13 protein-coding genes are annotated in these 19,792 nt (G+C 67.6%); 7 read left to right on the forward strand and 6 right to left on the reverse strand.

From position 1 onward, the window contains the following. Positions 1–28 precede the first annotated feature (28 nt). Genes UB43_RS09550 through UB43_RS09565 form a run of 4 tightly spaced genes read right to left on the reverse strand, consistent with a single transcriptional unit; the run spans position 29 to position 6,429 of the window. Positions 29–1,456 (reverse strand): heavy metal sensor histidine kinase, encoded by a 1,428-nt coding sequence (locus UB43_RS09550; RefSeq protein WP_052969526.1) that lies wholly within the window; start codon positions 1,454–1,456, stop codon positions 29–31. Then, positions 1,453–2,145, reverse strand: coding sequence for a heavy metal response regulator transcription factor (locus UB43_RS09555; protein WP_024766145.1), 693 nt, complete (start codon positions 2,143–2,145; stop codon positions 1,453–1,455). The genes UB43_RS09550 and UB43_RS09555 overlap by 4 nt, the downstream gene beginning before the upstream one ends. Before the next feature lie 46 nt (positions 2,146–2,191). Beyond that, complete coding sequence (locus tag UB43_RS09560; protein ID WP_045210263.1) at positions 2,192–5,287, reverse strand: multidrug efflux RND transporter permease subunit; 3,096 nt, start codon at positions 5,285–5,287, stop codon at positions 2,192–2,194. Continuing rightward, positions 5,284–6,429 (reverse strand): efflux RND transporter periplasmic adaptor subunit, encoded by a 1,146-nt coding sequence (locus UB43_RS09565; RefSeq protein ID WP_045210264.1) that lies wholly within the window; start codon positions 6,427–6,429, stop codon positions 5,284–5,286. Before UB43_RS09565 ends, UB43_RS09560 begins: the two co-directional genes overlap by 4 nt. Before the next feature lie 208 nt (positions 6,430–6,637). Between UB43_RS09565 and lapG the strand changes: the two genes are divergently transcribed. Both lapG and lapD read left to right on the forward strand, forming a co-directional pair. Then, on the forward strand, positions 6,638–7,339 hold the full coding sequence (gene lapG / locus UB43_RS09570; protein WP_045210266.1) for a cysteine protease LapG: 702 nt from the start codon (positions 6,638–6,640) through the stop codon (positions 7,337–7,339). An 11-nt stretch (positions 7,340–7,350) separates the two neighbouring features. Then, a complete protein-coding gene (gene lapD, locus UB43_RS09575; RefSeq protein ID WP_045210268.1) occupies positions 7,351–9,306 on the forward strand; it encodes a cyclic di-GMP receptor LapD in 1,956 nt (651 codons plus the stop codon). Positions 9,307–9,867: 561 nt separating this feature from the next. Here the strand turns inward: lapD and pap are convergent. Next, on the reverse strand, positions 9,868–11,373 hold the full coding sequence (gene pap / locus UB43_RS09580) for a polyphosphate:AMP phosphotransferase (RefSeq protein ID WP_045210271.1): 1,506 nt from the start codon (positions 11,371–11,373) through the stop codon (positions 9,868–9,870). A 107-nt stretch (positions 11,374–11,480) separates the two neighbouring features. Here pap and mnmC point away from each other — a divergent pair, with 107 nt between their 5' ends. Both mnmC and UB43_RS09590 read left to right on the forward strand, forming a co-directional pair. Then, positions 11,481–13,448: a bifunctional tRNA (5-methylaminomethyl-2-thiouridine)(34)-methyltransferase MnmD/FAD-dependent 5-carboxymethylaminomethyl-2-thiouridine(34) oxidoreductase MnmC gene (gene mnmC / locus UB43_RS09585; protein WP_045210272.1), complete on the forward strand. Its 1,968-nt coding sequence runs from the start codon at positions 11,481–11,483 to the stop codon at positions 13,446–13,448. 55 nt (positions 13,449–13,503) lie between these two features. Further along, complete coding sequence (locus tag UB43_RS09590; RefSeq protein ID WP_045210273.1) at positions 13,504–14,256, forward strand: sulfite exporter TauE/SafE family protein; 753 nt, start codon at positions 13,504–13,506, stop codon at positions 14,254–14,256. A 13-nt stretch (positions 14,257–14,269) separates the two neighbouring features. Here the strand turns inward: UB43_RS09590 and UB43_RS09595 are convergent, their stop codons facing one another. After that, positions 14,270–14,749, reverse strand: coding sequence for a MarR family winged helix-turn-helix transcriptional regulator (locus tag UB43_RS09595; RefSeq protein WP_045210274.1), 480 nt, complete (start codon positions 14,747–14,749; stop codon positions 14,270–14,272). 132 nt (positions 14,750–14,881) lie between these two features. Between UB43_RS09595 and UB43_RS09600 the strand changes: the two genes are divergently transcribed. The 3 genes from UB43_RS09600 to UB43_RS09610 all read left to right on the forward strand — a co-directional run bounded on the left by UB43_RS09600 (position 14,882) and on the right by UB43_RS09610 (position 19,756). Then, positions 14,882–16,651: an N-acetylglutaminylglutamine amidotransferase gene (locus UB43_RS09600; RefSeq protein WP_045210275.1), complete on the forward strand. Its 1,770-nt coding sequence runs from the start codon at positions 14,882–14,884 to the stop codon at positions 16,649–16,651. Between the two features lie 76 nt (positions 16,652–16,727). Continuing rightward, positions 16,728–18,527, forward strand: a complete 1,800-nt coding sequence (gene ngg / locus UB43_RS09605; RefSeq protein WP_045210276.1) for an N-acetylglutaminylglutamine synthetase — start codon at positions 16,728–16,730, stop codon at positions 18,525–18,527. Next, positions 18,524–19,756: an osmoprotectant NAGGN system M42 family peptidase gene (locus tag UB43_RS09610; RefSeq protein ID WP_045210277.1), complete on the forward strand. Its 1,233-nt coding sequence runs from the start codon at positions 18,524–18,526 to the stop codon at positions 19,754–19,756. The genes ngg and UB43_RS09610 overlap by 4 nt, the downstream gene beginning before the upstream one ends. Positions 19,757–19,792: the final 36 nt, after the last annotated feature.

Consider the following 19,792-nt stretch of genomic DNA (forward strand, 5'->3'; position numbering starts at 1 on the left):
GGGGGGTGTTGCCCGAGCACTGCAGCCCTCAGACTGGCACCACTTCGCCCTTCACGTCCTGCTGACCATCCTGCGCCGGCCCAACTGGCCCCACCGCATCCACGGTAAAGCCGAAGGTATTCACCCCGCCCTCGCTGCGCACGAACACCGAGCCGCCGTGCATGCTCGCCACCGCCTTGACGATGGACAACCCCAGCCCATGGTTGCTCTGGCTGTTGGCGCGGGCCATGTCGGCGCGATAGAAGCGCTCGAACAGCCGCGCGCGTTGCTCGGCCGTGATCGGCTCGCCAGGGTTGCTGACTTCCACCAGCGCGGCGCCGCGCTCGCCGCTCAGGCGTACGTCGATGCGCCCGCCCGGTGCGGTGTGCTGGGCGGCGTTGTAGAGCAAGTTGGTCACCGCGCGCTGGAACAGCGCGCGCTCGACGCAGGCCCGCGCATCGCCGCGCAGGTTCACCTGCACGCCCTGTTCGTCGAAGATCACCTCGAGGAAGTCCAGCGTCGTCGCCACCTCGGCCGCCAGAGAGGTTTCCACCCTTTCCGCAGCCAGCCCGCCCTGGTCGACGCGGGCGAGGAACAGCATGTCGTTGATGATGGCGCGCAGGCGCTCCAGCTCCTCCAGGTTGGACTGCAGCACCTCCTCGTAATCCTGTGCGCTGCGCTCGCGGGACAGTGCGACCTGGCTCTGGCCAATCAGGTTGGCCAAGGGCGTGCGCAGCTCGTGGGCGACGTCGGCGTTGAACGACTCCAGACGCAGATAAGCCTGCTCCAGCCGGTCCAGTGCTTCGTTGAAGGCGCCGGCCAACGCCGACAGCTCCGCCGGCAAGCCGGCCAGGCGCAACCGCTGGGACAGCTGGCGGGGGCTGATCTGCCTCGCTTCGGCGGACAGTTCGTGCAGCGGCCGCAAACCAACGCGGGCAATCCAGTGGCCGCACAGGGTTGCCAGCGCAATCCCCAGCGCGGAGAGCACGAACAGCGTCATCAGCGTCGCCTCGCGGGCGTGCTTGAATGCCACGCTGTCGATCGCCGCCAGCAGCACCAGCGCCGGTCGTCCATCGCTGGCCGGCAGGCGGCCGACACGGGCGGAGAGCGGCGCGTCGTGTTCGGGCAGTTCAAGCTCGGCATAGCCGCTTCCGGCGCTGAGCATCCGGTTGACCGTCTCGTTGGGTTTGCCGTAGCGGAAGCGTGCGTCGTCGCTGTCGATCCAGAAGCGGATCAGCTGGTATTCCTGGCTCAGGGTGTTGAGCTTGAGCTGCATGTGCGGCCAGCGCTCGGCGAGGTCGGGCTTGTCGAGCATGCGCGCGACCATGTTGAAGCGGGTGTCCAGCTCCGAGCGTTGCAGGCGCTCGATCTGCGCGTCGAGCACGCAATAGATGGCCGAACCGATGAGCAGGAAGATGCCCAGCGCGGCGACGGCGAACATGCCGGCCAGACGGGTCGACAGCGACAGGCCTTTCACGCTTCGCGCTCCTGCACGGTGCGGCTCTCCAGCACGTAGCCCATGCCGCGGATGGTGTGCAGCAGCTTGGTGTCGAACGGCCCGTCGAGCTTGGCCCGCAGGCGCTTGATGGCGACCTCGACGACATTGGTATCGGTGTCGAAATTGATATCCCAGACCAGCTCGGCGATGGCCGTCTTGGAGAGGATTTCGCCGCTGCGCTGGGCCAGCACGCAGAGCAGCGAGTACTCCTTGGCGGTCAGTTCCAGGCGCGTGCCGCCGCGCTGTACGCGGCGGCTGACGAGGTCGATGGCCAGGTCGGCGATGCGCATCTGCGTGGCGCTTTCCAGGTGTGCGCCACGGCGGGTCAACGCTTGCAGGCGCGCCACCAGTTCGAGGAAGGAGAACGGCTTGATCAGGTAGTCGTCGGCGCCCTCGCGCAGGCCGCGCACGCGGTCTTCCACGCGCTCGCGGGCGGTGAGCATGATCACCGGCGTCTGCCGCTGTTCGCGCAACGCGCGCAGTACGCCGTAGCCGTCGATACCGGGAAGCATCACGTCGAGCACGATGACGTCGTACTCGCCGTTGAGCGCCAGGTGCCGACCATCGATGCCGTTGGCCGCGACGTCCACGGTGAAGCCCTGCTCGCTCAGGCCGCGCTGCAGGTAATCGGCGGTCTTGCTCTCGTCTTCGACAATCAGTACGCGCATGCCTGCCCTCCGTTCGCAGCGTCCAGCCATGCTACCCAGCCGCGCTTCATGCCGCACCTCCGGCGATTACCGGCGCAGGCTGCGGGCGGTGGAAGACGCGGTCCAGCGCCAGGTAGACCACCGGCGTACTGAACAGGGTCAGCGCCTGGCTGAAGATCAGCCCGCCCACCACCGCCACGCCCAGCGGCTGGCGCAGCTCCGAGCCGGTGCCGAAGCCGATCATCAGCGGGATCGCGCCGAGCAGCGCGGCCAGCGTGGTCATCATGATCGGCCGGAAGCGCGCCAGGCACGCCTCGCGGATCGCATCGTAAGGCGACAGCCCGCGCTGGCGTTGCGCAGCCAGGGCGAAGTCGACCATCAGGATGCCGTTCTTCTTGACGATGCCGATCAGCAGCACCAGGCCGATCAGCGCCATCACCGAAAACTCCAGGCCCCAGCCCCAGAGCAGGAACACCGCGCCGATGCCCGCCGAAGGCAGCGTCGAGAGGATCGTCAGCGGGTGCACGAAGCTCTCGTAGAGCACGCCGAGGATCACGTAGACCGCGAACAGCGCGGCCAGGATCAGCAACGGCTGGCTGGCCAGCGAGCTCTGGAAGGCCGCCGCGGCGCCCTGGAATTCGCCGCTGATGCTCGACGGCATGCCGATCTCCTGCTGCGCGCGCTGGACGAGACTCACGGCATCGCCCAGCGCCACGCCCGGTGACAGGTTGAAGGACAGGGTCACCGCCGGGAACATGCCGTTGTGGTTGATCTGCAACGGCCCGGACTTGTCCGGCACGACCCGCGCCAGCGCCGCCAGCGGGACCATCTCGCCGGTCAGCGGAGAGCGCAGGTGGAACCACGCCAGGCTGTCGGCACGACCGCGCTGCCGCGAGTCCAGTTCGAGGATGACCTTGTACTGGTTGACCTCGGTCTGGAACTCGCCGACCTGGCGCTGACCGAAGGCGTCATACAGGGTCTGGCTGACGTCCTCGGCGGACAACCCGAAGCGCGCCGCCGCCACGCGGTCGATCTGCAGCGAGGTCACACTGGCGCCCATCTGCAGGTCGTTGGAGACATCCTGCAGGCCGCCCTCCTCCTTCAGCCGCTGGGTCAGCCGATCCGCCCAGAGTGCCAGCGCCGCGCTATCGTTGCTGCGCAGGGCGTACTGGTACTGGGTGCGCACCGGGCCGGTGGCAAGGTTGATGTCCTGGGCCGAACGCAGGTAGAGAACGATGCCCGGCACCTTGGCCAGCTTGGGCCGGATGCGGTTGATGAACTCGTCCACCGACACGTCGCGGTCGCCGCGGTCCTTGAGCACGATCCAGAAGCGCCCGTTGGACAGGCTCTGGCTGCCACCGGTGATGCCGATGGCGTGGTTGTAGCTCTGCACGGCAGGGTCGGCGGCAATGATGTCCGCCAGTTGCTTGTGCTTCTCGGCCATGTCGGCATAGGAAATATCCTCGGCGGCCTGGGTGGTACCGAAGATGAAGGCAGTGTCCTGGGACGGGAAGAAGCCCTTGGGAATCCCGACATAGCCGGCCACCGCGATGGCCACGCAGACCACGAAGCCGGCGAGCACCGTACGCTGGTGCTTTAGCGACCAATCCAGTCCCCTGGCGTAGCGCGCCAGCAGCCAGCCGGCGATGCCGCCGTCATCATGTCCATGCTTCGGCTTGCCCATGAAGCGCGAGGCGAGCATCGGCGCCACCGTCAGCGAGGCCAGCACCGAGATCAGGATGGCCGCCGTGACGCTGACGGCGAACTCACGGAACAGCCGACCGACGATGCCGCCCATGAACAGCAGGGGAATGAACGCAGCGATCAGCGAGAAGCTGATCGAGACCACGGTGAAGCTGATCTCCGAGGCGCCGGCCAGCGCCGCCTCGACCCGGTCCTTGCCCTGCTCCAGGTGGCGGTGGATGTTTTCCACCACGACGATGGCGTCATCGACGATGAAGCCCACCGCGATGATCAGCGCCACCAGGGTCAGGTTGTTCAGCGTGAAGCCCAGCAGGTACATCGCCGCAAAGCTGGCGCTGAGCGACACCGCCAGCACCGTGGCAACGATCAGGGTCGCCGACAGCTGGCGCAGGAACAGCCCCATCACCAGCACCACCAGGCCCATGGTCAGCAGCAGGGTCAGTTCGACTTCGTGCAGCGAGGCCCGGATGGTGCGGGTGCGGTCGTTGAGCACTTCCACCTCGACGCCCGCCGGCAGCATCTCGCGCAGGCGCGGCAACTCGGCCTGGATGGCATCGGAGGTCTCGACGATGTTCGCGCCGGGCTGGCGCAGGATCACCAGCGCAACGCCCGGCCGGCCATCCGGCCAGGCCTGCACGTAGTCGTCTTCCGGCGCCTTCACCACCTTCGCCAGGTCGCGCAGGAACACCGGCGCGCCCGCTCGGTAAGCGACGACGAGGTCGCCGTATTCGTCGGGGCTGAACAACTGGTCGTTGGCCGCCAGGGTGGACACGCGGCCGTCACCGAACAGCGCGCCCTTGGCCAGGTTGATGCTCGCCGATTGCAGCGACTGGCGCAGGTCGGCCAGGGTCAGGCGGTACGCCGCGAGCTTCTCCGGCTGTGCCTGGATGCGGATCGCCGGGCGCTGCTGGCCGACCACGAAGATCTGCCCCACCCCGGCGATCTGGCTGAGCTGGCGCGACAGCAGCACTTCGGCCAGGTCGCTCAGCTCGATCAGCGGCATCAGCTCGGAGTTCACCCGCACGATCATGATCGGGCTGTCCGCCGGGTTGATCTTGCGCCAGGTCGGCAGGTTCGGCATGTCCGCCGGCAGCCGGCCGGCGGCGGCGTTGATCGCGGCGGTGACCTCCTGGGCGGCGACGTCGATGTTCTTGTCCAGGTCGAACTGCAGGGTCAGGGTGGTCGAGCCCAGGGCGCTGGTGGAAAGCATCTGGGTGATACCGGGAATGGCGCTGAACTGCACTTCCAGCGGAGTCGCCACCGACGACGCCATGGTCTCCGGGCTGCCGCCGGGCAGCAGCGCCTGGACCTGGATGGTCGGGAAGTCCACCTGCGGCAACGGCGCGACGCCGAGCCGGAAGAACGCCAGCAGCCCGAGAAACAGCGAGGCGATGGTCAGCAGGCAGGTGGCGATGAGGTGGCGCACGCACCAGCCGGACATGCCGGCGCGCACGCTCATGGCTCGCTCCGGCGGGCCAGGGCCTGCACGTCGCCCTGCACCTCCACGCGTGCGCCGGGCGTCAGGCGGGAATGGCCGTCGAGCACCACCTCATCGTCCACCGCCAGGCCCTCGACAATGGTGCGCCCGTCCACTTCCGCAACAATGCGCACCGGCACCTTCTGCGCCTTGCCGTCCTCGATGCGGAACACGAAGGCGCCGTCGAGGCCACGGCGCACGGCGCGGCTGTCCAGCACCAGGCCGTTGTGCAGTACGCCGGACTGCAGGTCGATGGCGACGAACTGCCCCGGCCAGAGCTGGCCGTCCTTGTTGTCGAATACGGCGCGCACCCGGATGGTCCCGGTGCTGGCGGCTACCTGGTTATCGATGCTGCGCAGGTGGCCCTCGCCGAGCAACTGGCCGCCGTCGCGGCTGCGCGCCACTACCGGGGAATCGCTGCTCATCAGCGGTTGCAACTTGGGCAGGCTTTCCTGCGGCAGGGCGAAGACCACCGAGATCGGCGACATCTGGGTCACGCTGAACAGGCCATTGCTGTCATTGGTGCGCAGCAGATTGCCAACGTCGACATTACGAATGCCGACACGGCCGGCGACAGGTGAGGTGATACGGGTATAGGACAGGCGCACGCGTTCAGCATCGATGGTGGCGTCGTTGCCGCGCAGGGTGGCGCGCAGGCGGGCAGCTTCCGCTTCGCTCTGCTCCACCGTCTGCCGGGAAATCGAGCCGCGCTGGATCAGCGTCTGATAGCGCGCCAGGTCCTGCTCGACGATGCGCAGCTGCGCCTGGTTGCTCTGCTTGGTGGCCTCGGCCTGCTCCAGTGCGGCCTTGATCGCGCGGTCATCGATGGTCGCCAGCAGTTCGCCCTGCTTGACCATCTGCCCTTCCTCGACGAGCAGCGCGGTGAGCTGGCCTTCCACTTGCGGGCGGACCAGCACGCTGGCCAGCGAGGTGACGGTGCCGACACCGTCGAGGTTCTGCGCCAGGTCCTCGCGGGCCACGCGCGCCAGGGTTACCGGTATACCGGCGGGCTGGGCTGCGGCCTGCGGCGCCTCGTGCCGGCCGGCAAAGCCCCAGATGCCCGCTCCCAGCGCCGTCACCCCCAGCAATCCTGCCGCCAGCCAAACCCGCCGTTGCCCCTGCATCCCGCTCTCCTGCGTCTGGTTCGGCCACAGCGGCCGCATCCTGGGGTTATAAGCCCGCCGTCGGGACCGGAGGCTGACCCTTAAATGACAATCCTGTCAGATTCGCCTTGAAGGCCCGTAGGACGGGGCTTTGCGCTCAATGGCGATACGCCAGCGCAAGTTCTCGAAGAGCGCCTAGACTCCACACATCCCACATGGAGCGCTGGCGATGCAGCCACCCCGAGGAGCCCTCTGGCTGTTCGCCAGCCCGCTGCGTCTGCGGGCCGGCGTGCTGCTGCTCGCGCTCCTTGCGCTGAGCGCCGGTGCCGCCTGGAACTTCGACACCATCCTGAAGAACGCCGAGCAGCGCTATGGCAACCTCGGCACCGCCAAGACCCGCATCGAATCCTGGGGCCGCCTGATCGCCGACAGCGAGAATCTCGACGAGATGGCCAAGCTCAAGGCCGTCAACGCCTTCTTCAACGGCGCGCTGGTGTTCACCGACGACCGCACCGTCTGGCACCAGGAGGACTACTGGGCGACCCCGGTGGAATCGCTCTACAAGGGCGCCGGCGACTGCGAGGACTATTCCATCGCCAAGTTCGTCACCCTGCGCCGCCTCGGGGTCGCCAGCGACAAGCTGCGCATCACCTACGTCAAGGCGCTGCAGCAGAACCAGGCGCACATGGTGCTCACCTACTACGCCTCCCCCACTGCCGAACCGCTGGTGCTGGACAACCTGATCCCGCAGATCAAGCCCGCCTCCCAGCGCAAGGACCTCCTGCCCGTCTACGCCTTCAACGCCGAGGGGCTGTGGCTGCCCGGCCCCGGCGGCGGCAAGCGCACCGGCGACAGCAAGAAGCTGTCGCGCTGGCAGGACCTGTTGACCAAGATGCGCGCCGAGGGCCTGGACCTCGACGAGACTCGATAGGAGAACCCGGCATGTCATTGCTCAAGCAACTGTTCCTGGCGATCTGCCTGTTCCTCGTGGTCGCCTTCGCCGGCAGCTTCGCCGCCAGCCTGGAAAGCTCCCGCGAGCAGCTGATCGGCCAGTTGCGCTCCCATGCCCAGGACGCGGCCACCGCCCTGGGCCTGTCGCTCACCCCGCACGTGGACGACCCGGCGATGATCAAGCTGATGGTCAGCTCGATCTTCGACTCCGGCTACTTCGCCACCATCCGCGTGGTGAGCATTCCCGAAGGCAAGGTCATCGTCGAGCGCGACAGCGACACGCAGAACCAGCAGGTGCCGGCCTGGTTCGCCAAGCTGGTCAACCTCAAGGCCCAGGGCGGCGACGCGCTGATCATGCGCGGCTGGGAGCAGGCCGCGCGGGTCGAGGTGGTCAGCCATCCGCAGTTCGCCCTGGCCAAGCTGTGGGACGGCGCGCTGGGCAGCCTCGCCTGGCTGCTGGCCTGCGGGCTGGTCAGCGCCATCCTCGGCGGCTGGCTGCTGCGCACCCAGTTGAAGCCGCTGGACCAGATGGTGCAGCAAGCCCACGCCATCACCCGCCGCGAATTCCTCACCCTGCCCAAGGAACCGCGCACCCCGGAGCTGCGGCGCGTGGTACAGGCGATGAACCAGATGGTCGACAAGCTCAAGGCCCTGTTCGCCGAGGAAGCCAGCCGCAGCGAGAAACTGCGCGAGGAAGCCTACCAGGACAGCCTTTCCGGGCTGGCCAACCGTCGCCTGTTCGATGCGCGGCTGGACGCGCAACTCTCGCCCAGCGAACAGAACGCCGCCGGCTATCTGCTGCTGCTGCGCCTGAACGACCTGGCCGGGCTCAACCAGCGCCTGGGCGGACAACGCACCGACGCACTGATCCGCGACGTCGCCGAGCTGCTGGAGCGTGAGCGCGAGACCCATGGCACCCCGGACTGGCTGGCCGCGCGCAGCCGTGGCGGCGAGTTCACCCTGCTCGCCCCCGGCGTCGACAGCGCCAGCGCCGAACTGCTGGCCGACCAGCTCAGCGCCGCCCTGGAAAACCTCCGCGGCACCGGCGCCAGCGACTGCAAGCCGGTGGCGCACCTTGGCCTCGCGGCCTTCCGCCCCGGCGAATCCGCGGCCAGCGTGCTGTCCCGCGCGGACCAGGCACTGGCGCAATCGCAATCCTCGCCCGATCGTCCCTGGCAACGCCTGGACAGCTCCGGCAGCCAGCCCGCCCAGGACTCCCGCGCCTGGCGCGACTGGCTCGACGATGCCCTGCTGAAGGGCAAGCTGCAGCTGTGGTTCCAGCCCGTACGCGCCTGCGTCGAGAATGGCGAGTTGCTGCACCAGAAAGTCCTCGCGCGGCTGCTCGACCCCAAGGGCGAGGCCGTGGCCGCCGGGCAATTCCTGCCATGGATCGAACGCTTCGGCTGGTCGGCGCGCTTCGACCTGGCGATGCTCGAACACGCCCTCGCCCACCTCGCCCAGCAACCGGCACCGCTGGCCCTGTCGCTCTCGGCGGAAACCGTGCGCAGCGCCGAGCCCCTGCGCCAACTCTTCGAAATCCTGCGTGGCCACCCGCAGGAAGCGCAGCTGATGACCCTGGAAGTGGACGAACGCTACCTGCCCCCGCCGGCCGAGCTGGAGAAGCTCGCCCAGTCGGTCCAGGAAGTCGGCGCCAAGCTCGGCCTGCAACACTTCGGCGGGCGCTTCAGCCTGATCGGCAACCTGACCCGCCTCGGCCTGGCCTACCTGAAGATCGACGGCAGCTACATCCGCTCCATTGACCAGGACAACGACAAGCGCCTGTTCATCGAGGCCATGTACCGCGCGTCCAACAGCATCGACCTGCCGCTGATCGCGGAAATGGTCGAGACCGAAGGCGAGCTGCAGGTATTGCGGGAGATGGGGATTGCCGGGGCCATGGGCCGGCTGATTGGTGCGCCGAAGCCGTCGCAGAAGAACGGTTCCTGATGTCCTTGCAGGACCGAGGGGCGCCTAGCCCTTGCTCGCGAACCGACTCCGCGACGGGGCCTGTTCGCGAGCAAGCTCGCTCCTACAAAAGCCCTCAATCCCTCGATCCGGCTCCGGCTCCGGCTCCGGCTCCGGCTCCGGCTCCGGCTCCGGCTCTTAAAGACTTCCAGAAAAACATCCGAGCACTCCGAACCGCCCCGTTCAGGAGGCCTCGTTGAAGCGGAGTTTCAGGGGTTGAGCGGCATGGATGCCGCGAGAGCCACGATGGGCCAGGGATGGCCCGTCGTGGCGTGCCCCTGAAACTTCGCTTCAACGAGGGAATTTTTCGCCTCAAGCGAAAAACCGGATGTCCGGGGCAAGACTTTTTGGTTCCTTTTGTGGCGTTTGACAAAAGGGACTCGCCCGAGGGGGCGAAACAAAGTCTCGCCGCGCGCGCCGAAGCGGCGCAGGAAAGCCCAGCGCGAAGCAGACACATCGCGGACAAAGCCCGCTCCTACACAAGGGCAAACGCCGGAGCAGGCCTTGAAGGCCGCATTCGCGAGCTCGCTCCTGCAGGAAAAGTCAGTCCTTCTTGCCCTTCTTCGTACTCGCGTAAGCCGCCTCCAACGCATCGTTGATGGTCTTGAGCACCTTCACCCGCGCATAACGCTTGTCGTTGGCCTCGATCAGCGTCCACGGCGCGATCTCCGTGCTGGTGCGGTCGACCATGTCCCCCACCGCGTCCACGTACTGGTCCCACTTGTCGCGGTTGCGCCAATCCTCCTCGGTGATCTTGAAGCGCTTGAACGGGATCGACTCACGCTCCTTGAAGCGCTCCAGCTGGGTCTCCTGGTCGATGGACAGCCAGAACTTCACCAGCACGATGTTGTAGTTCGCCAACTGCTCCTCGAAGTCGTTGATCTCCGCATAGGCACGCAGCCAGTCGGCGTCGCTGGCGAAGCCCTCGACCCGCTCCACCAGCACGCGGCCATACCAGGAGCGGTCGAAGATGGTGAACTGCCGGCGCGCCGGGATGTGCCGCCAGAAGCGCCACAGGTAGGGCTGCGCACGCTCCTCCTCGGTGGGCGCGGCGATCGGCACGATGCGGTACTGGCGCGGGTCCAGCGCGTCGGTGACACGGCGGATCGCGCCGCCCTTGCCGGCCGCGTCGTTGCCCTCGAACACGGCAATCAGCGAGTGGCTGCGGAAACGCTTGTCGCGCATCAGCGTGGCCAGCCGCGCCTGCTCCTTGGCCAGCTGTTCCTTGTACTGGTCCTTGTCCAGCGACAGGCTCAGGTCCAGCGCATCCAGCAGGCCCTTGTTGTCCAGGCTGGAGACCAGCGGCGCGGCGTGGGGCTGCGGAGTCGGGCGGTCCTTGCGCTTGAGCGCGGCCTGCAGGCTTTCGAGGATGGTGCGGCCGACCGTCAGGCTGCGGTAGCGCTCATCGGAGCCCTCCACCACATACCAGGGCGCGTAGTCGCGGCTGGTGCGGCGCAGCACGCGCTCGCCGTAGCGCACGAACTTGTCGTAGACCTCGCTCTGCTTCCAGTCGATCTCGCTCAGCTGCCAGCTGCGGGTCGGGTCGTTCTCCAGCGCCTTGAGGCGCTCCTTGAGCTGCTTCTTGGAGAGGTGGAACCAGAACTTGAAGATCAGCGCGCCCTCGTCGGAGTACATCCGCTCGAAGCGCTCGGCATCGTTGATCAGGCCGTCGAGCTGGCTGTCCTTGATCTCGCCGGTGACCCGCGCATAGAGCATCTGGCTGTACCAGTTGCCGAAGAAGATGCCGGTCGTGCCCTTGGGTGGCAGGCGGCGCCAGAAGCGCCACTGCGGTGGCCGCGAGAGTTCCTCGTCGGTGGGCAGGAGGAAGCTTTCCACCCGGATCAGCCGCGGGTCCATCCACTCGTTGAGCAGCTTCACCGTCTCGCCCTTGCCGGCGCCCTCGATGCCGTTGATCAGGATGATCACCGGGAAGCGCGCCTGCTGCTTGAGCTCGTACTGCGCCTCGAGCAGGGCCTCGCGCAGCACCGCGACTTCCTTCTCGTAGGTTTCCTTGTCGATGGAATGACCGATCTCGGCGGATTCGAACATGCAGCTCTCCTTGTTTCGAAGTGAATAGAAGGTAGCGGAAGTGACGCAGCCTGTCCTCGGAATGGATCGGCTAAACTGCCGCCTTCGTTTCCCTGCCCTGCCCTCACATGCCAGACATCAGCAGCGCCCAGATCGACTGGGACGAGAACGGCCAGCCCACTTCACGCGTCTACGGCGACGTGTATTTCTCCCGCGACTCGGGCATTGCCGAGACCCACCACGTGTTCATCGACGGCAACCGCCTGCCCGAGCGCTTCGCGGCGCTGCCAGCGGGCGGGCGCCTGTGCATTGGCGAGACAGGCTTCGGCACCGGGCTGAACTTCCTCTGCGCCTGGCAATTGTTCGAGGCGCTGGCACCTGGCGATGCACGGCTGCACTTCGTCAGCACCGAGAAGTACCCGGTAGCCCCTGAAGACCTGCGCCGCGCCTTCGCCCTCTGGCCGGAGCTGGCGCACCTGTCGGGGCAGGTGCTGGAGCAGTACGTGGCGATCAATCCCGGCTTCCAGCGCTTCGTCTTCGCGGGTGGCCGCGTGGTGCTGAGCCTGCTGGTGGGCGACGTACTGGACACGCTGCCGGAGCTGGACGCACGCATCGATGCCTGGTTCCTCGACGGTTTCTCTCCGGCGAAGAACCCGCAGATGTGGAACGACGCGCTCTACGCCCAGCTGGCCCGTCTTTCGGCGCCGGGCACGACCCTCGCCACCTTCACCAGCGCCGGTTTCGTCCGCCGCGGGCTGGGCGCGGCCGGCTTCAAGATTCGCCGTACCCTGGGCTTCGGCAAGAAATGGGAGATGTCCCAGGGCGAATTCATCGGCCTCGAACAGCCCACCGGCAAGCCCTGGTACGCCCGCCCCGCTCGCTCGAAAGGAGCTCGCGAAGCCCTGGTGATCGGCGGCGGCATGGCCGGTTGCGCCAGCGCCGCGAGTCTCGCCGCACGCGGCTGGCAGGTGACCCTGATCGAGCGTCATTCCGGCCTTGCCGAGGAAGCCTCGGGCAATCCCCAGGGCGTGCTCTACCTCAAGCTGTCCGCCCACGGCACCGCGCTGTCACGACTGATCGTCAGCGGTTTCGGCCATACCCGGCGGCTGATCCAGCGTCTGCAGAAGGGTGAGGAGTGGTCCGACTGCGGCGTGCTGCAACTGGGCTTCGATGAAGCCGAGGCCGAGCGCCAGGCGAAGCTCGCCGAAGCCTTCCCCGACTCGCTGCTGCGCCTGCTGGACAAGGCCGAGGCGGAGAGCGTCGCCGGTGTCGGCCTGCCCGCAGGCGGGCTGTTCTATCCCGAAGGTGGCTGGGTACATCCGCCGGCCCTGTGCCGGCACCTGGCCCAGCATCCGAACATCCGCGTGCTGGCCGGCGAGGAAGTCCGCCTGCAACGCGAAGCCGATGGCTGGAGCGCCTGGAGCGGCGACGCGAAACTGGCCAGCGCGCCCATCGCCATCCTTGCCACCGCCGCCGAAGTGCGTCGCTTCGAAGGCGCATCGAGCCTGCCGATGAAGCGCATACGCGGGCAGATCACCCGCATCCCCGCGACCGTCGACAGCGCCGCGCTGAGTACCGTGGTCTGCGCCGAGGGCTACGTCGCCCCGCCGCGTCACGGCGAGCACACCCTGGGCGCCAGTTTCGAATTCAAGCGAGACGACACTGAGCCATCATTGGAAGAACACCTGGGCAACCTCGACCTGCTGGCGGAGATATCCACCGATCTGAGCGAGCGCCTGCACATCGCCCAGCTCGACCCGACAACACTGCAGGGCCGCGCCGCCTTCCGCTGCACCACCCCGGATTACCTGCCGCTGGTGGGGCCGCTGGCGGACCGCGAAGCCTTCGCCCAGTCTTACGCGGTGCTTGGCAAGGATGCGCGCCAGGTACCGGAGACGCCCTGCCCGTGGCTCGACGGCCTGTACCTGAACAGCGCCCATGGCTCACGCGGGCTGGTCACCGCGCCGCTGGCCGGCGAACTGCTGGCGGCCTGGATCGGCGATGAACCGCTGCCCTTGCCCCGCGCCGTGGCCGAGGCCTGCCACCCGAACCGGTTCTTCCTGCGCGACGTAGTGCGCGGCCAGAAGAACTCCTGAACACCTCGCGGTCCAGCGACAGGACCGCGACCAGCTTCCAGAGCGGACCACCGACATGGATGCACTGCTGCTTGAATCTTCCGCCATCGGCCTGATCCTCGGGCTGCTGCTGGGCCTGACCGGCGCTGGCGGCTCGCTGGTGGCCCTGCCCCTGCTGCTCAGCCTGCACCTGCCGCTGCACGATGCCATCGGCGTCAGCCTCGGCGCCGTAGCGCTGTCGGCAGCCATCGGCGCGGTACCGCGCGCGCGGCAAGGCCAGGTGGCGTGGAAGCCGCTGTTCTGGCTGGTGATCACCGGCTGGCCGGGCAACGCCGTCGGCCAGTGGCTGGGCAAGTACGTGCCGGACGCCTGGCTGATCGTCGGCTTCTGCCTGCTGGTACTGTGGTCGGCCTGGCGCATGTGGCAGGGCTCCAGCCAGCCACGCACCTGCGAAAAGCCGATGCGCAACGGGCCGCTGCTGGGCGTTGGTTTGGCGGTGGGCTTGCTGTCCGGCCTGATGGGCGTGGGCGGCGGCTTCCTGATCGTGCCGGGGCTGCTGTGGTTCACGCCGCTGTCGATGCTGGCGGCAACGGCAACCTCCATGGCCGTGATCGCGCTGGTGTCCGGTGGCGGCTTCCTGCTTTACCTCACCCACGCACAGCCGCCGCTGCCGCTGCTGGCGTGCCTGGCGGCGGGCGGCGCGCTCGGCGTGCTGTTCGGCAATCGCCTGGCGGTGCGCCTGGGCGGCGCGACGCTACAGCGCCTGTTCGCGCTGATGCTGGTGGCGGTCAGCCTGTCGCTGGCTGCGCAGAAGCTGATGCCCTCATAGTCCCCGGAAAGCCCTAGGACTCTTCTTCCTCGGCACCGGATCCCGGCGTCTCGAACAGCTCGGCGGCACGCAACAACCCGGCGAGGATGGCGTGCTGCTCCCACTCGGGCAGCCCGGCGAAACGCTCCAGGGCGTGTTCAGGCAGCAACGCCGGGCCATGCTTGAGCGCCGTGCGGCCGTTCGCGTCCAGGCTCAGCCACTGCTTGCGCCGATCATCTTCGTCGCGCCGGCGGCTGAGCAACCCCTTGCTTTCCAGGCGGGTCAGCGCACTGGAGATGGACGACTGCGACAGCGCCACCTGCCGCGCCAACTGACCGGCGGTCATTTCCCCCTCCAGCTCCACCACCTGCAGGATCAACAGCTGCAGCGGCGTCAGTTCGCCGTCGCGGCCCAGGCTCTTGGAGTGCACTTCCGCCGCCTGCTGCAGCCGTCTCAGGGCCTGCAGCATGGAGAGTGCATGGGCGTTGCGCATCGAAGCCTTGCTGTCGGTCATCTCAGTCCACCTGCTGCTCCGTCATTTTTCCTCAATGAAATCAAATAGAACTCTCGCCGGATCGATGGGTCATCCCCTAAGGCGTCCCTGAGGCGCCACCCACTTCATCCCCAACGGAGATCCGGTAAGGACATGTGCGGACTAGCAGGAGAACTACGTTTCGATAACCAGGCTGCGGACCTTGCCGCAGTCGAACGCATCACCCATCACCTCGCCCCGCGAGGCCCCGATGCCTGGGGTTTTCACAGCGAAGGGCCGGTGGCCCTGGGACACCGGCGGCTGAAGATCATGGACCTGGCCGAAGCATCCGGTCAGCCGATGATCGACACCTCGCTGGGCCTGTCGCTGGTGTTCAACGGGGCAATCTACAACTACCCCGAACTGCGCGGCGAGCTGGAAGCCCTTGGGTACCGCTTCTTTTCCGGAGGCGACACCGAAGTACTCCTGAAGGGATACCACGCCTGGGGTGAACAACTATTGCCACGCCTCAATGGCATGTTCGCTTTCGCCATCTGGGAGCGCGACAAACGGCGCCTGTTCATCGCCCGCGACCGCCTCGGCATCAAGCCGCTGTACCTGTCGCAGACCGGCAAGCGCCTGCGCTTCGCTTCCAGCCTGCCGGCGTTGCTCAAGGGCGGCGACATCGACCCGGCGCTGGACCCGGTGGCGCTCAACCATTACCTGAACTTCCACGCCGTGGTGCCCGCGCCACGCACCCTGCTGGCCGAAGTGCAGAAGCTGCCGCCGGCCACCTGGATGACCATCGACGCCGACGGCCACACCGAGCGCCAGCGCTGGTGGACCCTGGACTACGGCCCGCTGCCGGATGAGCGTGAGCTGACCCTGGACGATTGGGAAGACCGCCTGCTGAGCAGCCTGCGCGACGCCGTGAGCGTGCGCCAGCGGGCTGCCCGCGAAGTTGGCGTGCTGCTCTCCGGCGGGGTGGACTCCAGCCTGCTGGTCGGCCTGCTGCACGAAGCCGGCGTCGAGGACCTGCTGACCTTCTCCATCGGCTTCGAGGATGCCGGCGGCGAGCGTGGCGACGAGTTCCAGTACTCGGACCTGATCGCGAAACGCTATGGCACCCGCCACCACCAGCTGCGCATCGACGAGAACGAAGTCATCTCGCAGCTGCCGGCGGCCTTCCGCGCCATGAGCGAACCGATGGTCAGCCACGACTGCATCGCCTTCTACCTGCTCTCGCGGGAGGTCTCGAAACACTGCAAGGTGGTGCAGAGCGGCCAGGGCGCCGACGAGCTGTTCGCCGGCTACCACTGGTACCCGAAAGTGGCCGGCGCGAAGGACCCGCTGCAGGCGTACCGCGCTGCCTTCTTCGACCGCAGCCACGGCGAGTACCTGGATACCGTGCGCGAAGCCCTGCAGGTGGAAGACGTGGCCAGCGAGTTCGTCCGCGAGCACTTCGCCCAGCCCGGCGCGGAAGACCCGGTGGACAAGGCGTTGCGCCTGGACAGCACCATCATGCTGGTGGACGACCCGGTCAAGCGCGTGGACAACATGACCATGGCCTGGGGCCTGGAAGCCCGCGTGCCGTTCCTCGACTACCGCGTCGCGGAACTGTCGGCGCGCATCCCGTCGCGCTTCAAGCTTGGCGACGGTGGCAAGCAGGTGCTCAAGGCCGCCGCGCGCAAGGTCATCCCCAGCGAGGTGATCGACCGGCCCAAGGGTTACTTCCCGGTGCCCGGCCTCAAGCACCTGCAAGGCAATACCCGCGCCTGGGTCAGCGAATTGCTGCTGGACCCGAGCCAGGACCGTGGACTGTTCGAGACGGCGATGTTCGACCGCCTGCTCAGCGACCCGGCGAGCGACCTCACTCCGCTGCGCGGTTCCAAGTTGTGGCAGTTGGCGGCCCTCAACCTCTGGCTGACGGAACAAGGCCTGTAGAGCCGGAAGACGCCGCGCCTGCGCGGCGTCGTCCTTTCCACCAGCCCAGGACAGAAGCCTTATCAGGGAGCGCAAGATGAAACCCCATTCCAACCTGCCCCATCCCCACAACCAGAGGCTGCTGCGCGGCCAGACGCCGACCTACGAGCGCCTGCAGGCGCGCTTCGCCGGCGACCACGCGGAAAGCCACGGCCCGCTGATCCTGCAATGCGGCTGGGGCCGCCTGCTGATCGGCCATACCTTCTCCAGCCCGGACAAGCTGGCCGCCGAGTTGCTCAACGAACAACCCGGCGAGCGCGACATTGCCCTCTACGTCGCCGCGCCACAGCAAGTGCTGTCCCACGCCCCGCAGCAACTCTTCCTCGACCCGTCGGACGCGCTGCGCCTGTGGTTCACCGACTACCGCCCGGCGCGCCGGCCCTTCCGTGGCTTCCGCATCCGCCGCGTGCACAGCGACGACGACTGGACGGCGATCAACCGCCTCTACCTGTCGCGCGGCATGCTGCCGGTCGATCCTTCCAACGTCACGCCGCGCCACCAGGGCGGCCCGGCCTACTGGCTGGCCGAAGATGCCGAGACCGGCACGGTGATCGGCACCGTCATGGGCATCAACCACGCCAAGGCCTTCCGCGACCCGGAAGGCGGCTCCAGCCTCTGGTGCCTGGCGGTGGACCCGCAGTCCAGCCGGCCGGGAGTCGGCGAGGCGCTGGTGCGCCACCTGATCGAACACTTCATGAGCCGCGGGCTGGCCTATCTGGACCTGTCGGTGCTGCATGGCAACCAGCAAGCCAAGTCGCTGTACCACAAGCTGCGCTTCCGCGAGCTGCCGACCTTTGCGGTGAAGTGCAAGAACGGCATCAACCAGTCGCTGTTCCTCGGCCCCGGCCCGGAGGAAGGACTCAACCCCTACGCCAGGATCATCGTCGACGAATCCCATCGGCGCGGCATCGAGGTGCAGGTGCAGGACGCCGACGCCGGCCTCTTCACCCTCACCCAGGGCGGCCGGCGCATCCGCTGCCGCGAGTCGCTGTGCGACCTCACCAGCGCCGTGAGCATGAGCCTGTGCCAGGACAAGACACTCACCCACCGCGCCCTCGACCGCGCCGGCCTGCGCCAGCCGCAGCAGCGCCTGGCGGGCAGCGCGAAAGACAACGCCGTGTTCCTCGAAGAACACGGCGCGCTGGTGGTCAAGCCGGTGGACGGCGAACAGGGCCAGGGCGTCGCCGTGGACCTGCGCACACCGGAGGAAGTGCAGGACGCCATCGCCCACGCGAAGCAGTTCGACACCCGCGTGATCCTCGAAAGCTACCACCCCGGCCAGGACCTGCGCATCGTGGTGATCGGCTACGAAGTGGTAGCCGCCGCCCTCCGTCGCCCTGCCGAGGTGATCGGCGACGGCCGGCACAGCATCCGCAAGCTGATCGAGGCGCAGAGCCGCCGGCGCATGGCGGCCACCGGCGGCGAGAGCCGCATTCCGCTGGACGGCGAGACCGAACGCACCCTGGCCGCCGCCGGATTCAGCTACGACGATGTGCTGCCCAGCGGCCAGCGCCTTGCGGTGCGCCGAACCGCCAACCTGCACACCGGCGGCACCCTGGAAGACGTCACCGAGCGCCTGCACCCGGCACTGGCCGACGCCGCCATCCGCGCGGCGCGAGCGCTGGAGATTCCCGTCACCGGCCTCGATCTGCTGGTCACCGAGGCCGACCAGGCGGACTACGTCATCATCGAAGCCAACGAGCGCCCCGGCCTGGCCAACCATGAGCCACAGCCCACCGCCGAGCGCTTCGTCGACCTGCTCTTCCCGCTGAGCCGCGAACTGCTGCACCGCGACAACCGTGACCAGCCACACCCCAACGTGGAGGCCCCGGCATGACCCAATTGCCACAACCCGACCTCAACTACCTGCAGCGCGTGCTGCTGGAAATGCTCGCCATCCCCAGCCCCACCGGCTTCACCGACACCATCGTGCGATACGTCGCCGAGCGGCTGGAGGAGATCGGCGTACCCTTCGAGATGACCCGCCGCGGGACCATCCGCGCCACCCTGCTGGGCCGGCGCAAAAGCCCTGACCGCGCCGTCTCGGCGCACCTGGATACCATTGGCGCCATCGTCCGCGAGATCAAGCCCAACGGCCGCCTGGCCCTGGCGCCGGTAGGCTGCTGGTCGAGCCGCTTCGCCGAGGGCAGCCGGGTCACGGTGTTCTGCGAGAACGGCGTGTTCCGTGGCAGCGTGCTGCCGCTGCTGGCCTCCGGGCATGCCTTCAACACCGCCGTGGATACCCTGCCGATCAGTTGGGACCACGTCGAATTGCGCCTGGACACCTACACCGCCAGCCGCGCCGACAGCGAATCGATCGGCATCGCCATCGGCGATTTCGTCGCCTTCGACCCGCTGCCCGAATTCACCGAGAGCGGCCACATCAGCGCCCGCCACCTCGACGACAAGGCCGGCGTTGCCGCGCTGTTGGCTTCGCTGAAAGCCATCGTGGAAAGCGGCCAGGTGCCCCCCATCGACTGCCACCCGCTGTTCACCATCACCGAGGAGATCGGTTCCGGCGCAGCCGGCGCGCTGCCCTGGGATGTCAGCGAGTTCGTCGGCATCGACATCGCCCCGGTGGCCGAGGGGCAGAACTCCAGCGAACACGCGGTGAGTGTGGCGCTGCAGGACTCTGGCGGGCCGTACGACTTCCACCTCTCGCGCCACCTGCTGCGCCTGGGCGAACGCCATGAAGTTGCCGTACTGCGCGACCTGTTCCGCTACTACCACAGCGATGCGCAGTCGGCGATCACCGCCGGCCATGACATCCGTACCGCCCTGCTGGCCTTCGGCTGCGACGCCACCCACGGCTACGAACGCACCCATATCGACAGCCTCGCCGCCCTGGCGAAGCTGCTCACGGCGTACATGCTCAGCCCGCCGGTATTCGACAGCGACGCGGAACCCAGCGAGGGCACGCTGGAGCGCTTCAGCAAGCAGCTGGAGCACCCGGTACACATGGAAAGCACCACCCATGTGCCGCCGGTGGACGACCTGATCGACAGCGGTGACGCCTCCGAAAGGAGCAGCGACAAAGGCAAGGACCCGGACAGGAAAAAGAACTGAAGCTGCACTCGGCGCGGCGCGGGACTACAATCCCGC

Source organism: Pseudomonas sp. 21 (assembly GCF_000955805.1).
Taxonomy (GTDB): domain Bacteria; phylum Pseudomonadota; class Gammaproteobacteria; order Pseudomonadales; family Pseudomonadaceae; genus Pseudomonas.